We start from the raw sequence: 16,949 nt of genomic DNA on the forward strand, positions 1-16,949 counted from the left end.
GTAGCGAGGCTCAAGATGAAACAAGGTATCCACCCGAATTACAAGACGGTCAGCGCGACCTGCTCCTGCGGCGCCACCTTCCAGGTCGGCACCACCAACGATCAGGATCTGTCCCTGGACGTCTGCTCTCAGTGCCACCCCTTCTACACCGGCAAGCAGAAGCAGGCGACCACCGGTGGCCGCGTCGAGCGCTTCAACAAGCGCTTCGGTGCCGCGATCAAGCGCTGATGCGTCGCCGGCGAGTCCTCGCCGGCCTCGGACGTATCCGAAGAAACCCGCCCTCGAGGCGGGTTTTTTTGTGTCCGGCGTTCGGTGCGCCGCTCACGATAAGGGATTCTTTATAGCGAGCTGCTCAAATATAAGTTTCGGCAAATGGTAGCGAACGTCTGCGAATGGGGTTGCTAGATTGTGTAACTTTACTAAGTTGAGAAGTGGAAGTTTTTTTTATAATCTCGTCGGCCTTTCCTATCATTCGATACCGGATCCTGAGCATGACAGACGCGAAGAGACAGGCGGCACTGGACTATCACGCAAAGCCCATTCCCGGGAAGCTGTCGGTGGAGCTGACCAAACCGACCGCCACGTCACGTGATCTCGCCCTGGCCTACAGCCCGGGCGTGGCCGAGCCGGTGCGCGAGATCGCTCAGGACCCCGAGAATGCCTACCTCTATACCGGCAAGGGCAATCTGGTGGCGGTGATCTCCGACGGCAGCGCCATCCTGGGGCTCGGCAATCTGGGCGCCCTGGCCAGCAAGCCGGTGATGGAGGGCAAGGGCGTGCTGTTCAAGCGCTTCGCCGGCATCAACTCCACCGACCTGGAGGTCAACGCCGAGAGTCCTCAGGCGTTCATCGACACCGTGGCGCGCATCGCCGATACCTGGGGCGGTATCAACCTCGAGGACATCAAGGCGCCGGAGTGCTTCGAGATCGAGCGCGCGCTGATCGAGCAGTGCAGCATTCCGGTGTTCCATGATGACCAGCACGGTACCGCCATCGTCACCGCGGCCGGCATGCTCAACGCCCTGGACATCGCCGGCAAGTCTCTCGAAGAGGCAAGGATCGTCTGCCTCGGCGCCGGAGCCGCGGCGATCGCCTGCATGAAGCTGCTGGTGTCCTGCGGCGCCCGCGCCGAGAATCTGGTGATGCTCGACCGCAAGGGGGTGATCCACAGCGGCCGCGAGGATCTCAATCAGTACAAGGCGATGTTCGCGGTCGACACCGACAAGCGCACCCTGGACGACGCCATCGACGGCGCCGACGTCTTCATCGGCCTGTCCGGCCCCGGCCTGATGAATGCCGACCACATCCGCAAGATGGCCGACAATCCGGTGGTCTTCGCCTGCACCAACCCGGACCCGGAGATTCATCCGGACCTGGCCCGCGAGACGCGTCCCGACGTGATCATGGCCACCGGTCGCTCCGACTACCCGAACCAGGTCAACAACGTGCTGGGCTTCCCGTTCATCTTCCGCGGCGCGCTGGACGTGCGGGCGACGCGCATCAACGAGGAAATGAAGGTCGCCGCGGTGCATGCACTCAAGGATCTGGCCCGCGAGCCGGTGCCCCAGTCGGTGCTGGAGGCCTACGAGGCGGAGAGCATGAGCTTCGGACGCGACTATATCCTGCCGACGCCGGTGGACGTGCGGCTGCTGGAGCGGGTCTCCTCGGCGGTGGCCCAGGCGGCGGTGGACTCCGGCGTGGCGCGCAAGCCCTATCCCTCGCACTATCCGCTGAAGACCGTGGACGACGTCTACGGCGGCTGATCGCCTTCAGCGCGGCAGTGAACGACGACGCCGGCCCTCGGGCCGGCGTCGTCGCGTCTGGAGGACGCATCGAAAAACAGCGCCTCGACGGCCTACCAGTCGTAGAGCAGCGAGACGTTGGTGATGCGATCGGTGCGCGCGGTGGCGGTGTCGGGCGGCCGGGTGTTGTGCTTGATCTCGTAGGACAGCTTGAGCGCCAGGTGGGCGTTGAGCCGCGCCGTCAGGGCCGAAAGCGAGCGCGTGGTCAGGTTGCGATCGGTGCCTTCCAGCGACAGTTCCTGGGAAAGGCCGGCGGTATCGGAGAAGTGCCAGCGATAGTCCATGGCGCCGTAGACCACGCCGAGCCGCTGGACGCGGTCGTCGGTCACGCTGTCGACTCGATAGCCGGGGCCGGCCTCGAGCGACAGCACGTGGCGTTCGTTGTCCAGCACCTGGCGGCCGTAGCCGCCGATCACCGTGGCCTGGTAGTCGTAGCCGCTGAAGCGGTCGTCTTCCCAGCGGGCGAAGCCGAACAGGTAGTGGGGGCCCTCGATGTCGTAGCGTTCGCGGGCCGCCACCAGGTACTGCTCGGCGCTGGTCTCGTTATCCTGGGTGACGTGTCGGGCCTCGCCGCGCAGGCTGTGGGTGAAGGCGCCGTTCAGCCACGTCAGTCGCCCCTTGGCGATCAGGGTCTGGCTGTTGGTGTTGCCCTGGAGGTGCGTAAACCCAAGCTCGGCCTCGCCGGTCAGGGGCGGGGAGTCCTCCTCCGGCGCCGGCGGGGCATAGAAGGGGGAGGCCAGGGCATGGCTCGCCAGTGGCAGTAGGCCCAGACAGCAGCTGAGCATCACCTTGAAGCGCATGGTGATTTCTCGTGATGGGTTCGGTGGAAAAAGCCGTGGGGAGCCGGCGAGACGGGGGCTCGCCGGCTGGGGTCGGACTGCGGGTCGTGCCTAGAAGATGGCTTCGTAGGCGCCGGTGCCCTGTGAGCCGCTCTCCTGTTCCACTGCCTGATCGACGCGGCGCGGCTGATAGTCGGGCAGGTGATCGGCGCGGAACAGCTCCTGCATGCCGCCGGGCTGGTCGTCGTGAAGCAGGCGGCCGGTGTCCGGGTCGACGCGTCGGGTGACCACGTCGTCCGGCTTGTCGGGCCAGCGCTCCGGCGTGCCGGCGAGGGCGCCTTTCATGAAGTCCATCCAGATCGGCAGGGCGGCCTGGGAGCCGTACTCGGCGGTCGAGCTGTTGTCGTCCTTGCCGACCCAGACGGTGGTCGCCAGGTCGGTATTGAAGCCGGCGAACCAGGCATCGCGCTGCTGGTTGGTGGTACCGGTCTTGCCGACGATGTCGCTGCGATTGAGGGCCAGGGCGCGGCGGGCGGTGCCGTGCTCGACCACGTCGCGCAGCATGTCGCGGATCAGGTAGTCGGCTGCCGGGTCGACCACGCGCGGTGCGACCCGATAGGTCTTGCCGTCGCGCTCGACGGTCTCCTGGTCGGGGGCGCACTCGCGGCAGGCTACCGCGGGGTCGGCCTCCTGGATCACGGTCCGCTCCTCGCCGCGGGTGATCTTCTCGATCAGCCAGGGCTCGATGGCGAAGCCGCCGTTGGACAGCACCGCATAGCCGCGGGTCATCTCCAGCGGCGTCAGGCTGGTGGTGCCCAGGGCCAGCGACAGGCCGTGAGGCAGGCGGTCGGGGTCGAAGCCGAAGTTGACCAGGAAGTCGATGGTGCGCTCGAGGCCCAGGGTCTTGAGCAGGCGGATGGTGACCAGGTTGCGCGAGTGAGCGAGGCCGACGCGCAGGCGGGTCGGGCCGAGGAAATCGCCCTCGGAATTGTTGGGGCGCCACAGCTGATCGCTGCCGTCTTCCATCACCACCGGGGCGTCGTTGATGACGGTGGCGGGGGTGACGTCGCCGCTGTTCAGGCCGGCCAGGTAGATGAAGGGCTTGAAGATCGAGCCCGCCTGGCGGCGCGCCTGCAGCGCGCGGTTGAACTTGCTGGCGTCGTAGTCGAAGCCACCCTGCAGGGCCAGGATGGCGCCGCTGTTGGGATTCATGACCACCAGCGAGCCCTGGGCGTCGGGCTGCTGGGACAGGCGCCAGCTGCCGTCCTCACGCTGCAGGATGCGCACCAGGTCGCCGGGGCTGGCGATGTCGGCAGCGGCATTCGGCGCCGCGCCGCGGTAGCGGGCGTTGCGATAGGGCTGCGCCCATTTCAGGCCGTCCCAGTCGAGCGTCCGGACCTCGCCGCCGGCGGCCAGCACGCGCATCTCGCGGCCCTCGGTGGAGACCACGATGGCCGGTTCCAGCGGCCCCAGCACCGGCGTGCGATCCAGCACCTGCAGCCAGTTGCTGACGTCGCCGTCGATGCCGTCGACTTCGGTCTGGCTGCGCTCGGCGGCCTGACGGGCGGTATCCATCACCTCGGGCGACTCGGCCAGCTCTTCCTCGAGCCCGGCGCGGTCGGTGTTCTCCTGGGCTTCCGCCAGGCTGCGCGGGATGTCGGTCTGCTCCGGGCCGCGCCAGCCGTGGCGGGTGTCGTAGGCGATCAGGCCGTTGGCCAGGGCCTGACGCGCCATGGGCTGGAGCTTGCTGTCCAGGGTGGTGGTGATGCGATAGCCGCCGGTGTAGGCGTCGTCGAAGTGGTCGACGGCGTACTGGCGCGCCATTTCGGCCACGTAGTCGGCGGTGACCTCGGCCTGGGCCTTGTGGCGGCGGGCGGTGATCGGTGCCTGGACGGCCTCGTCGTAGTCGGCCTCGTCGATGTAGCCGAGATCGCGCATGCGGAACAGGATCCAGTTGCGGCGGATCAGGGCGCGCTCGGCGTTGGCCAGCGGGTTGAAGGCGGAGGGGGCCTTGGGCAGGCCGGCGATCATGGCCTGCTGGGCCAGGGTCAGCTCGTCGAGCGGCTTGTCATAGTAGACTTCCGCGGCGGCGGCGATGCCGTAGGCGCGATGGCCGAGGAAGATCTTGTTGACGTAGAGCTCGAGGATCTGCTGCTTGCTGAGGATCTGCTCCATCTGCAGGGCCAGCAGGATCTCGCGGATCTTGCGGGTGAAGGTCTGATCCAGGGTCAGCAGGTAGTTGCGTGCGACCTGCATGGTGATGGTGGAGCCCCCGGACTGGATGTTGCCGCCGCTGCTGACCAGTTCCACCGCGGCGCGGGCCAGGCCCTTGGGATCGACGCCGTGGTGATCGAAGAACGAGGCATCCTCGGCGGCCATCAAGGCATCGACCATGGTCGGCGGGATCTCATCGTAGGTCACCGGCTGGCGGCGTTCCTCGCCGTATTCGCCGATCAGCTTGCCGTCACGGGTGAAGATGCGCAGCGGTGTCTGCAGCTCGAAATCCTGCAGCTGGCGCACGTCGGGGAGGCCGGGGGCGAAGTAGAGGGCGGCCCCGGCCACGGCCAGCACCGAGGCGGTGGACAGGGAAACCAGCAGCCAGAATGCCGAAAAGGCCAGGGTTCTGATGAACTTCATGAAAAAGCGGTATCCATGCTGTGAGCGAGTGCAGGGCGGCGGGGTCGAATGGGGGCCGAGATTCGCCGGCCATTATAGGAAGGCGTCAACGTGACCACCAGCGTTGACGTCTGGCGACACCCTTTCGTGTGAGATCAGGAAATATCATGTAACCTCGGATTACAGGAGTGGCATGATGATGCCTGATGCCGCGGTTGGGGCAGGCACATTATTATAACGAGACGTCAAACGCAGCAGGATCAGTCGGGGGCATGAGCTAGATGCGAATCGGGGCATCCGGCAAGGGGCTCATCGGGGTCGATATCACGTCGGCGACCGTCAAGCTCATCGAACTCAAGTGGGTCGGCGGCAGCTATCGCGTCGAGAGCTACGCCGTGCGTCCGCTGCGCGAGGGCGCCGTCGTGGAGCGCCGCATCCGCGACATGGGCGAGGTCGTCGACGCCCTCAAGCGCGCCGTGGACCATGCCAAGCCGACCAGTCAGCGCGTCTCCGTGGCGGTGCCCGCCAGCGCGGCGATCACCAAGACGCTGACCCTGCCGGCCACCCTGTCCGACGACGAGATCGAGACCCGCATCCAGCTCGACTCCGACAAGCACATCCCCTTTCCGTTCAGTGAAGTCGCCTTCGACTTTCAGCGGCTCGGCCTCAATGATCGCTACGGCGATCAGCAGGACGTGCTGCTGGTCGCCTGCCGTCAGCAGGACGTCAGCCAGCTGACCGAGGCCGTGCGCCAGGCCGGGCTGTCGCCGGCCATGGTCGACGTCGAGACCTTCGCCATGGAGCGCGCCTACACCGAGCTCGTGTCCCAGCTGCCCGTGGGCGGTGCCCAGGATGGCGGCGTGGCGCTGGTGGATATCGGGGCCAACATGAACGCCTTCCACGTGCTGCGCGACGGGCGCATCACCTACAGCCGCGACACCGTGTTCGGCGGGCGGGCGCTGACCGAGGAGATCCGCAGCCGCTACGGGCTGAGCCTCGAGGAGGCCGGTCTGGCCAAGAAGCGTGGCGGGCTGCCGGACGACTATGAGCGCAGCGTGCTCGCTCCCTTTCTCGATACCCTGGTGCAGCAGGTCGGGCGCTCGCTGCAGCTCTATTACACGGCCGGCCGCAAGCAGGAGGTGCGGCGCATGGTCCTGGCCGGCGGCACCGGCGTGTTGCCGGGCCTGGCGGACCGCCTCGCCGAGGAGACCGGCATGGAAGTGGTGATCGCCAACCCCTTCCGGCGCATGAAGATGAGCTCGCGGGTCGACGTCCAGACCCTGGCCGGCGACGCGCCGGCCATGCTGACGGCCTGCGGGCTGGCGATGAGGGCGCGCGGATGACCATCGAGATCAATCTCCTGCCCTGGCGCGAGGCGCAGCGCCAGCGGCGCAGCAAGCGCTTTTACCTGGCCCTGGCGCTGGTCGCCCTGATCGGGCTGGGGGGCGGCTACGGCATGACCTGGTACTACGGGCAGCAGCTGGCGGCCCAGCAGCAGCGCCACACGCTGATCCGCGAGCGTACCGCCGAACTGGATCGGGACATCCGTACCGTCAGCCAGTACGAGTCGGAACTCGAGACGCTCAAGCGGCGCATCGAGGTGCTGCAGGCGCTGCAGGCCAGGCGCCCCCAGACCGTGTACGTCTTCAATGCCCTGACCTCCAGCCTCGAGGACGGCGTGCACTACGCCAGCCTTCAGCGCCAGGGGGATCGGCTCCGCCTCGGCGGCATGGCCGACGACAACCGCCGGGTCTCCGCCCAGCTGCGCGCCCTCGAAGCCTCGCCGGTGTTCGACGTGCCGGTGCTGTCCGAGGTGGAGGCCGAGGAGGGCGAGCGACGCTTCGATCTCAGCGTCGACCAGCATATGCCGGGCGACGGCGGCGAGACCGGGAAGAAGGAGGTGGCGCAATGAATCTGTCCACCGAATGGCGTCGGCTCAAGGACGTGGAGCTGGGCGAGCTGGACATCAAGGAAGCCGGTGGCTGGCCCTTCCTGCTGCAGCTGTTCTGCTGCCTGCTGGTGGCCGGGCTGACCTTCGCCGGCCTCTACTGGTATCTGGCGGCGCCCAAGGCCCAGGAGCTGGAGAGTGCGCGTCAGGAGGAGGCCCGCCTGCTGCGCGACTATCGCAGCAAGGCGGCCCAGGCGGCCAACCTGCCGGCGCTGCGCGAGCAGGTGGAAGCGCTGGACGGTCGCCTGGGCGTGCTGGTGGGCATGCTGCCGAGCGGCCCCGAGATTCCGTCGTTGATCGACGACATCAGCGAGGCGGCCATCGACAACCAGCTGACCATCGATGCCATTCGTCTGCGCAGCCCCGTGGAGCAGGAGTTCTACGTCGAGCGGCCGTTCGATATCCAGGTGCGTGGCGACTATCACCGCATCGGCTCCTTCATCGCCGCTGTCGCCGATCTGCCACGCATCGTCACGCAGCACGACTTCACGCTCGAGCCCGCCGACGACGGACGCCTGGAGCTGTCGATGCTGGCGCGGACCTACAGCTATCGCCCGCCGGAAGCGTCGGCCGACGAGAAGGAGGCGCCATGATGACCTGGCTGCGCGGTGCGGGGCTGGCGGGGCTGGTGCTGATGCTCGGGGCCTGCGGCGACGCGAATACCGGCGACCTCGAGCAGCGGCTGGCCTCGCTGAAGGCCGACCCCGGCGAGCTGACGCTTGATCCGCTGCCGCCGATGCCGGTCTATCACTCCGTGGATTACCGCTTCGCCGATCGCCGAAGTCCTTTCCAGGCGCGGCTTCCCGAGAGTCGCGACCTGCCGGAGGGCGATGCCGACCTGGCGCCGGACACCTCGCGGCCGCGTGAGCCGCTGGAGGCCTATGATCTCGGCCAGCTCGAACTGGTGGGGACCCTGACGATCGATGGGGCGCCCTCGGCGCTGGTCCGGGCGCCGGGCGGCAACGTGCATCGGCTGCGCGTCGGTGACCACATGGGCTCGGACTTCGGCCGCATCGTTAGCATCACCGCGGCCTCGGTGCAGCTGGTGGAGATCGTGCCCACCGGGCGCGGCGGCTGGATCGAGCGCAGTACCAAGCTGTCGCTGGATGGATAGACAACACGAGCAAGCTCGCCCGGCGTAGGCGGGGCCTTGAGGGGGAAGGAACCATGACATCGATGATACGAGCGCTCGCGGCCCTGGCCATGCTGGTGGTCTCCACCTCCGCTCTGGCGGCGTCGACGCTGACCGACCTCGATTACCGTCAGGGTGCCGGCGGCGCCCTGGAAATCGACCTGTCCTTCGACGGCGGCGTGCCCGAGGTGCGGGGCTATCGTCTCGACGACCCGGCGCGGCTCACCATCGATCTGATGGATACCCGCAGCGGCCTGGCGAGCCGTCGCCAGGCGCTGGGCGTCGGCGGCGTTCAGCGAGTCACCGCCCTGGAGGCGGGCAGCCGCACGCGGCTGGTGTTCGACCTGGACGGCCCGCTGCCCTACGACACCTCGCAGCAGGGCAATCGCCTCAAGCTGTCGATCGGCGGCAGCGCCGCGTCGTCCGCGCCGGTCGCCACCCGTTCCGCCACGACCTCGACGTCCTCGGGCTCGGCGTCGGCCCGCGCGACGACGATGGCCGGTCCGAGCATCACCGATATCGACTTCCGCCGCGGCGACGACGGGGCCGGGCGCGTGGTGGTGACCTTCGACCGCAGCGGCGTGGACGCCCGGGTCAGCGAGAGCGGGCGTTCGGACATCGTCGCGCGCTTGAACGGCGTACGCCTGCCGGCCTCGCTCGATCAGGTCTACGACGTCACCGATTTCGGCACGCCGCTGCGCCGCATCACGCCGCGCACCGGCCGCGACGGCGTCACGCTCGACATCCAGGGCAGCGGCGACTTCGCCATGCTGTCGACCCAGAGCGGCCGCCAGCTGACGATCTCGGCCCAGCCGGTCACGGCCCAGGAGCGCGAGCGTCAGACGCGCGAACAGTTCCCCTATTCCGGCAAGCGCATCACCCTCAACTTCCAGGACATCGAGGTGCGCTCGGTGCTGGCGATCATCGCCGACTTCACCGGGCTGAACCTGGTGGCCAGCGACAGCGTCACCGGCCGGGTCACGCTCAACCTGCAGGACGTGCCCTGGGATCAGGCGCTGGACCTGGTGCTCAAGAGTCACGGTCTGGCCAGTCGTCAGGAGGGCAACGTCATCGTGGTGGCGCCGGCCCAGGAGCTGGCGGCCCGCGAGCAGCTCGAGCTGCAGACCCGCGAGCAGCTCGAGACGCTGGCGCCGCTGGAAACGCAGTACATTCAGGTCAAGTACGCCAAGGCCTCGGATCTGGCTCAGCTGCTGCGCGGCGAGAGCAGCGGCGGCGGGGCGAGCGGTTTCGGCCTGTTGACCGATCGCGGCCGCGTCGCCGTGGACCCGCGCACCAACACCCTGCTGATTCAGGACACCGCCGAGCAGATCGACAACATCATGGACACCCTGGACCGACTCGACGTGGCGGTACGTCAGGTGCAGATCGAGGCGCGCATCGTGATCGCCCGCGACAGCGCCGCCCGCGAGCTGGGCGTCAGCTGGGGGCTGTCCAACAACGAGGGAAGTTCACCCAACGGGCTCAACGCCGGCGGTGCATCCTCCGGCGTGGCCGACAACGGCGGGCTGTCCGTGGACCTCGGGAGTCAGGTTAACCCGTCCACGGCCTTCAGCTTCGGCTATCTCTCGGGTGACGTGCTGCTCGACCTGGAGCTGCGCGCGCTCGAGAGCGAAGGCAAGAGCCAGACCATTTCCCAGCCGCGGGTGATCACCGCCAATCAGAGCACCGCGGTGATCAAGCAGGGCACCGAGATCCCCTACCAGGAGTCGACCTCCAGCGGGGCGACCGACACCGAGTTCAAGGAGGCGGTGCTGTCGCTGGAGGTGACACCGCAGATCACGCCGGACAACCGCATCATCATGGATCTGGCGATCAACAACGATACCGTGGCCGACCAGTCCTACAACGGCGCGCCGGCCATCGACACCAACGAGATCACCACTCAGGTGCTGGTCAACAACGGCGAAACCGTGGTGCTCGGTGGCATCCTGACCACCGAGCAGGTGCGCAGCCTGTTCAAGACGCCCTTCCTGGGTGACATCCCGGTGCTCGGAAACCTCTTCCGCTATACCGAGGACTCCAACGATAAGGTAGAGTTGCTGGTATTCATCACGCCCCGAATACTGGATGACAACCTGGCGATTCGCTGATGCCGGCACTACCCAATCTGATATTGATCGGCCCCATGGGGGCCGGAAAGAGCACCATCGGCCGCCTTCTGGCGGCCGAGCTGTCCCGAGAGTTCTACGACAGCGATCATGAGATTCAGGATCGCTGCGGCGCCGACATTCCGTGGATCTTCGACGTCGAGGGCGAGGCGGGCTTCCGCGAGCGCGAGACGCAGATGATCGGTGAGCTGTCGGCGCGGGAGGGCGTGGTCATCGCCACCGGCGGCGGCGCGGTGCTGCGCGAGGAGAACCGCCGCATGCTGCGCGACAGCGGCACCGTGATCTATCTCTTCACCACCGTCGAGCAGCAGCTCCGGCGCACCGCCAAGGATCGCAATCGTCCGCTGCTGCAGCGCGACGACAAGGCCCAGGTGCTCGAGCAGATGTTCGAGCTGCGCGATCCGCTCTATCGGGCCACCGCCGACATCGTGGTACGCACGGATCGTCGCGGCCCGCGCGCCGTGGTCAACGAGATCGTGCGTCGCGTGGAGCGGCTGATCGATCCCCTGCATTGCAAGGCATGAACATGACTCCATCCGATGAGGCTCGGCGCACCCTGACGGTGTCGCTGGGCGAGCGCAGCTATCCCATTCATATCGGTTCCGGCCTGCTGGGCGACCCGCAGTGGCTGCGGCCGCACCTGGCCGGCCGCCAGGTGATGATCGTCACCAACGAGACGGTGTCGCCGCTGTATCTGGAGCGGCTCAAGGCCGGCCTGGGCGACGATCTCGTCGTGCGCGAGGTGGTGCTGCCGGACGGCGAGGCGACCAAGACCCTGGCCAGCGTCGAGCGTATCTGGGACGCCCTGCTCGAGGCCGGATTCAACCGGCGCTGCACCCTGGTGGCGCTGGGCGGCGGGGTGATCGGCGACATGGCAGGCTTCGCCGCCGCCTGCTATCAGCGCGGCGTGGCCTTCGTGCAGGTGCCGACCACGCTGCTGTCCCAGGTGGACTCCTCGGTGGGCGGCAAGACCGGGGTCAACCATCCGCGCGGCAAGAACATGATCGGCGCCTTCTGGCAGCCCCGGGCGGTGCTGATCGATACCGACACGCTCGCGACGCTGCCGAGGCGCGAGCTGTCGGCCGGGCTGGCCGAAGTGATCAAGTACGGGCTGATTCGCGATGCCGACTTCCTGGCCTGGCTGGAGGCGAGCATGACGGCGCTGCGGAGCCTCGATGGCGAGGCGCTGGCCGGAGCCATCGAGCGCAGCTGCAGCCTCAAGGCGGAGGTCGTCGCCGAGGACGAGACCGAGCAGGGCGTGCGGGCGCTGCTCAATCTGGGGCACACCTTCGGCCATGCCATCGAGACGCACCAGGGGTATGGTCGCTGGCTGCACGGCGAGGCGGTCGGCGCGGGCATGCTGATGGCGGCGGAGCTGTCGCAGCGTCTGGGCTGGCTGTCGGAGGCCGAGGTGGGGCGGGTCCGCGAGGTGCTGGCGGCGGCCGGCCTGCCGCTGGCCGCGCCGGCCGACATGGGCGTCGACGACTTCCTGGCGATCATGCGCCTCGACAAGAAGAATCTCGATGAGCGGCTGAGGCTGATCCTGCTGCGGCGGCTCGGTGACGCCTGCATTCATGACGAGACGCCGCGCGAGACCCTGGCGGCTCTGCTGCAGGCCTTTCCCCGGCAGTGATCGCTCGCTTCGTCATCGTGCGTGCCTCGACGCCCGCTGCTTCGGCAGCGGGCGTCGTCGTTTCCGGGGGTGTCGGGGAGCGTGCGCGAGGCTGAAATGCGTGAATCTGTATGCCGTATGCAGTATCGGTATGGGGTTTGAGCGATGGTTGCGACTAAAGTCTAACCAGAGTGTCGTGCCGTGAATGTTCCACGTCGGTAGCGTGCAACTCGTTGAGTTAGCGTGATTTTTTTATTGATCGCTTAGACAAGTTGCGGATTTGTCGAAGGTTTTTGCTAGGGCGGCGGCGGGGTGGCATTGCGCGAACGAGGGGGCGTGGCTATTCTGTGGAGCCTTTTGCCGCGCAGTTTTGATGCCGCAATCGAGGCGTCAAACAACAAGAAAAACCTTTAAATATATCATAAGAAACTGCGAAGTACACCCTTTCAACCTGAGGCACGCCCATGAACAGAGGTCTTCATCAACCCGGCGAGTTTCGTGACAACTGCGGGTTCGGTCTGATCGCCCACATGGAGGGCCAGGCCAGTCACGATCTGCTGCAGACCGCCATCGAATCGCTGACCTGCATGACCCACCGCGGCGGCATCGCCGCCGACGGCAAGACCGGCGACGGCTGCGGCCTGCTGCTGAAGATGCCCGAGGCCTTCATGCGCGCCGCGGCCAAGGAGGCGCTCGGCGTCGAGCTGGGAGCACGCTTCGCGGTGGGCTCGATCTTCCTGCCCGACGACGACGCCCGCGAGGCGCACTCGCGCGAGACCCTCGAGCGCGAACTCGAGGCCCGCGGCCTGAAGGTACAGGGCTGGCGCGACGTGCCGGTCGACCCGAGCGTCTGCGGCCCCATGGCGCTGGACTGCCTGCCGCGCATTCGCCAGCTGTTCGTCGAGCCCGGCGAAACGGCCGCTGACACCTTCGACGTCGAGCTCTTCATGGCCCGCCGCCGCGCCGAGCAGGCGCTGCGCGACGACGAGGACTTCTACGTCAGCTCGCTGTCCTCCGAGGTCGTCTCCTACAAGGGCCTGGTGATGCCGGTCGACCTGCCGGCCTTTTACCGTGACCTGGGCGATGAGCGCCTGGAAACCGCCATCTGCGTCTTCCACCAGCGCTTCTCCACCAACACCGCGCCGCGCTGGCCGCTGGCCCAGCCGTTCCGGATGATGGCCCATAACGGCGAGATCAACACCATCGAGGCCAACCGCGGCTGGGCGAACTCGCGCAAGGAGAACTTCGTCAGCGAGCGCCTGCCCGACATCGCCGAGCTCGACGAGATCGTCAACACCAACGGCTCCGACTCCTCGAGCATGGACAACATGCTGGAAGTGCTGCTGACCGGCGGCATGGAGCTGCATCGCGCGGTGCGCATGATGGTGCCGCCGGCGTGGCAGAACGTCGAGATCATGGACGGCGACCTGCGCGCCTTCTACGAGTACAACTCCATGCACATGGAGCCGTGGGACGGCCCGGCCGGCGTGGTCATGACCGACGGTCGGCAGGCGCTGTGCATGCTCGACCGCAACGGCCTGCGCCCGGCGCGCTGGGTGATCACCAAGAACGGCTACATCACCCTGGCCTCCGAGATCGGCACCTACGACTACAAGCCCGAGGACGTGGTGGCCAAGGGTCGCGTCGGCCCCGGCCAGATCCTGGCCGTGGACACCGAGACCGGCGAGGTGCTGCACACCGAGGACATCGACTCGCGCCTCAAGTCGGCCTATCCCTACAAGCGCTGGCTCAAGCAGGAGGCCAGCTACCTGGAGTCCGCGCTGACCGAGCTGGCGCGATTCCAGAACATGGATGCCGAGACCCTGGCAGTGCGCCAGAAGATGTTCCAGGTCAGCTTCGAGGAGCGCGACCAGGTGCTGCGCCCGCTGGCCGAGAGCGGCCAGGAGGCGGTCGGCTCCATGGGCGACGACACGCCGATGGCCGTGCTGTCCGGCAAGCATCGCCTGCTGACCGACTATTTCCGCCAGAAATTCGCCCAGGTCACCAACCCGGCCATCGACCCGCTGCGCGAGTCGATCGTGATGTCGCTGGAAAGCTGCATCGGCGCGGAGCTCAACGTCTTCGAGGCGACCCCGGACCACGCCCATCGCCTGGTGCTGACCACGCCGGTGCTGTCGCCGCGCAAGTTCACCGCTCTGGTGAACCACGAGGACCCGGCCTTCAATAGCCATACCCTGTCGCTGGCCTACGATCCCGAGACCGTCGGGCTCCAGGGCGCGATCCAGGCGCTGTGCGACGAGGCCGCCCAGGCCGCCCGCGACGGCAAGGTGCTGCTGGTGCTGTCCGACGCCGAGGTGGCCAGGGGCCAGCTGCCGATTCACGCCGCCCTGGCGGTGGGGGCCGTGCATCATCATCTGGGTCGTCTGGCGCTGCGTCCGCGGGTCAACCTGATCGTCGAGACCGGCTACGCCCGCGACGCCCACCAGATGGCGGTGCTGTTCGGCGTGGGGGCCACCGCGGTCTATCCGTGGCTGGCCTACCAGGTCATGGCCGACATGCATCGCACCGGCGAGCTGGTCGGCAATCCGGCCGACGCCCGCGAGAACTATCGCAAGGGGCTGCAGAAGGGCCTGTTCAAGATCCTGTCCAAGATGGGTATCTCGACCCTGGCCTCCTACCGCGGCTCCCAGCTGTTCGAGGCGGTGGGTCTGGCCTCCGAGGTCATGGACCTGTGCTTCACCGGCATGGCCTCGCGCATCGAGGGCACCGGCTTCGCCGAGCTGCAGCTGCAGCAGGAACTGCTGGCCAGGGACGCCTGGTCGCCGCGCAAGAGCATCTCCCACGGCGGCCTGATGAAGTATGTCCATGGCCACGAGTACCACGCCTACAACCCGGACGTGGTCAAGGCCCTGCAGGAGGCGGTGCAGGAGGGCGATTACGCCAAGTGGAAGAAGTTCGCGGGCCTGGTCAACGACCGTGAGCCGGCCACCATTCGCGACCTGCTGCGGCTGAAGCCCGCCGAGACGACGCTGCCGCTGGACGAGATCGAGCCGGTCGAGGACCTGCTGCCGCGCTTCGACAGCGCCGGCATGTCGCTGGGCGCGCTGTCGCCGGAGGCCCACGAGGCCCTGGCTCAGGCCATGAACGAGGCCGGCGGCCGCTCCAACTCCGGTGAGGGCGGCGAGGATCCGGCGCGCTACGGCACCGTTCGCAGCTCCAAGATCAAGCAGATCGCCTCCGGGCGCTTCGGCGTCACGCCGGCCTATCTGGCCAACGCCGAGGTGCTGCAGATCAAGGTGGCCCAGGGCGCCAAGCCCGGCGAGGGCGGCCAGCTGCCCGGCGGCAAGGTCAACGGCCTGATCGCCCGGCTGCGCTATGCGGTGCCCGGCGTGACGCTGATCTCGCCGCCCCCGCACCACGACATCTATTCCATCGAGGACCTGGCGCAGCTGATCTTCGACCTCAAGCAGGTCAATCCCAGCGCCCAGGTGTCGGTGAAGCTGGTCTCCGAGCCCGGCATCGGCACCATCGCCACCGGCGTGGCCAAGGCCTACGCCGACCTGATCACCGTGTCCGGCTATGACGGCGGCACTGCGGCCAGCCCGCTGACCTCGATCAAGCACGCCGGCAGCCCCTGGGAGCTCGGTCTGCCCGAGGTCCATCAGGCTCTGCGCATCAACGGCCTGCGCGACAAGATCCGCCTGCAGACCGACGGCGGCCTGAAGACCGGTCTCGACGTGATCAAGGCGGCGATCCTCGGCGCCGAAAGCTTCGGCTTCGGCACCGCGCCGATGGTGGCGCTGGGCTGCAAGTACCTGCGCATCTGCCACCTCAACAACTGCGCGACCGGCGTCGCCACCCAGCACCAGTTCCTGCGCGACGAGCACTTCCGCGGCACCGTCGACATGGTCAAGCACTACTTCCGCTTCATCGCCGAGGAAGTGCGCGAGCTGATGGCGCTGCTGGGCGTGCGCCAGCTCACCGAGCTGATCGGCCGCACCGACCTGCTCGAGGCGATCGAGGGCGTGACCGACTCCCAGCGTCGCCTGGACCTGTCGCCGCTGATGACCAACGACTTCGTGCCCGCCGAGGCACCGCAGTTCTGCCAGGTCAGCCGCAACGTGCCGCACGATCCGGGGGCCAAGAACCAGGAAGTGCTCGAGGCGCTCAAGTCGGCCATCGAGGACAAGTCCGGCGGCGAGTTCGACTTCGCGATCACCAACTGCGACCGCTCCGTCGGCGCGCTGATCTCCGGCACCATCGCCAAGCAGCACGGCGAGGCGGGCCTCGAGGACGCCCCGGTCACCGCGCGCTTCAAGGGCGTGGCCGGCCAGAGCTTCGGCGTGTGGAACGCCCGCGGCCTCAACCTCTACCTCGAGGGCGACGCCAACGACTACGTCGGCAAGGGCATGAACGGCGGCGAAGTGGTGATCGTGCCGCCCCGCGAGAGCGGCTTCGAGAGCCACAAGACGGCGATCATCGGCAACACCTGCCTCTACGGCGCCACCGGCGGCACGCTCTATGCCGCGGGCACCGCTGGCGAACGCTTCGGGGTGCGTAACTCCGGCGCCCAGGCGGTGATCGAGGGCGCCGGCGACCATTGCTGCGAGTACATGACCGGTGGCCTGATCACCGTGCTCGGCGAGGTCGGCGTCAACTTCGGCGCCGGCATGACCGGCGGCTTCGCCTACGTGCTGGACGAGGACCGCAGCTTCGTCGACAAGTACAACCATGAACTGGTGGAGATCCACCGCGTCAACACCGAGGCCATGGAGGCCCATCGGCGACACCTGAGGGAGATCATCGAGGACTACGTCGCGAAGACCGGCTCCCAGCGCGGCCGCGACATCCTCGAGGACTTCAGCGACTTCATCCGCCATTTCTGGCTGGTGAAGCCCAAGGCGGCGAGCCTCGCCAGCCTGCTGGATGAATCCCGTCGGCGTCCCGAGTAAGCCTGCAGAGAGGAGCAA

Annotated in this window: 12 protein-coding genes; 10 read left to right on the plus strand and 2 right to left on the minus strand. The window is 67.5% G+C overall.

Annotation, left to right across the window (positions count from 1 at the left end):
• Positions 1-15: 15 nt before the first annotated feature.
• On the plus strand, positions 16-228 hold the full coding sequence (gene rpmE, locus MYL53_RS11330) for a 50S ribosomal protein L31 (protein WP_247854064.1): 213 nt from the start codon (positions 16-18) through the stop codon (positions 226-228).
• 263 nt (positions 229-491) lie between these two features.
• On the plus strand, positions 492-1,763 hold the full coding sequence (locus MYL53_RS11335) for a malic enzyme-like NAD(P)-binding protein (protein WP_247854065.1): 1,272 nt from the start codon (positions 492-494) through the stop codon (positions 1,761-1,763).
• A gap of 92 nt (positions 1,764-1,855) precedes the next feature.
• Here the strand turns inward: MYL53_RS11335 and MYL53_RS11340 are convergent, their stop codons facing one another.
• Together MYL53_RS11340 and MYL53_RS11345 are read right to left on the minus strand one after the other, a co-directional pair.
• Entirely contained in the window at positions 1,856-2,602 is a 747-nt protein-coding gene (locus tag MYL53_RS11340; protein ID WP_247854067.1) for a DUF481 domain-containing protein, read from the minus strand.
• Positions 2,603-2,692: 90 nt separating this feature from the next.
• Positions 2,693-5,218 carry a penicillin-binding protein 1A gene (locus MYL53_RS11345; RefSeq protein WP_247854069.1) on the minus strand — a complete coding sequence of 842 codons (2,526 nt, stop codon included), beginning with the start codon at positions 5,216-5,218 and terminating at the stop codon, positions 2,693-2,695.
• Positions 5,219-5,478: 260 nt separating this feature from the next.
• Between MYL53_RS11345 and pilM the strand changes: the two genes are divergently transcribed.
• From pilM to gltB, 8 genes are all read left to right on the plus strand, one after another.
• Entirely contained in the window at positions 5,479-6,540 is a 1,062-nt protein-coding gene (gene pilM / locus MYL53_RS11350; protein ID WP_247854071.1) for a type IV pilus assembly protein PilM, read from the plus strand.
• Positions 6,537-7,109, plus strand: coding sequence for a PilN domain-containing protein (locus MYL53_RS11355; RefSeq protein WP_247854072.1), 573 nt, complete (start codon positions 6,537-6,539; stop codon positions 7,107-7,109). The genes pilM and MYL53_RS11355 overlap by 4 nt, the downstream gene beginning before the upstream one ends.
• Positions 7,106-7,738: a type IV pilus inner membrane component PilO gene (locus MYL53_RS11360; protein WP_247854073.1), complete on the plus strand. Its 633-nt coding sequence runs from the start codon at positions 7,106-7,108 to the stop codon at positions 7,736-7,738. The genes MYL53_RS11355 and MYL53_RS11360 overlap by 4 nt, the downstream gene beginning before the upstream one ends.
• Positions 7,735-8,259: a pilus assembly protein PilP gene (locus MYL53_RS11365; RefSeq protein ID WP_247854074.1), complete on the plus strand. Its 525-nt coding sequence runs from the start codon at positions 7,735-7,737 to the stop codon at positions 8,257-8,259. The genes MYL53_RS11360 and MYL53_RS11365 overlap by 4 nt, the downstream gene beginning before the upstream one ends.
• Before the next feature lie 53 nt (positions 8,260-8,312).
• Entirely contained in the window at positions 8,313-10,388 is a 2,076-nt protein-coding gene (locus MYL53_RS11370) for a type IV pilus secretin PilQ (RefSeq protein WP_425591753.1), read from the plus strand.
• A complete protein-coding gene (aroK, locus tag MYL53_RS11375) occupies positions 10,388-10,930 on the plus strand; it encodes a shikimate kinase AroK (RefSeq protein WP_247854075.1) in 543 nt (180 codons plus the stop codon). The genes MYL53_RS11370 and aroK overlap by 1 nt, the downstream gene beginning before the upstream one ends.
• A 2-nt stretch (positions 10,931-10,932) precedes the next feature.
• The gene (gene aroB, locus MYL53_RS11380; RefSeq protein ID WP_247854076.1) at positions 10,933-12,039 is read left to right on the plus strand and encodes a 3-dehydroquinate synthase; all 1,107 of its coding nucleotides are present in this window, start codon (positions 10,933-10,935) and stop codon (positions 12,037-12,039) included.
• 443 nt (positions 12,040-12,482) lie between these two features.
• Complete coding sequence (gene gltB / locus MYL53_RS11385) at positions 12,483-16,931, plus strand: glutamate synthase large subunit (RefSeq protein WP_247854077.1); 4,449 nt, start codon at positions 12,483-12,485, stop codon at positions 16,929-16,931.
• Positions 16,932-16,949 lie beyond the last annotated feature (18 nt).

Source organism: Halomonas getboli (assembly GCF_023094245.1).
Taxonomy (GTDB): Bacteria; Pseudomonadota; Gammaproteobacteria; order Pseudomonadales; family Halomonadaceae; genus Halomonas; species Halomonas getboli.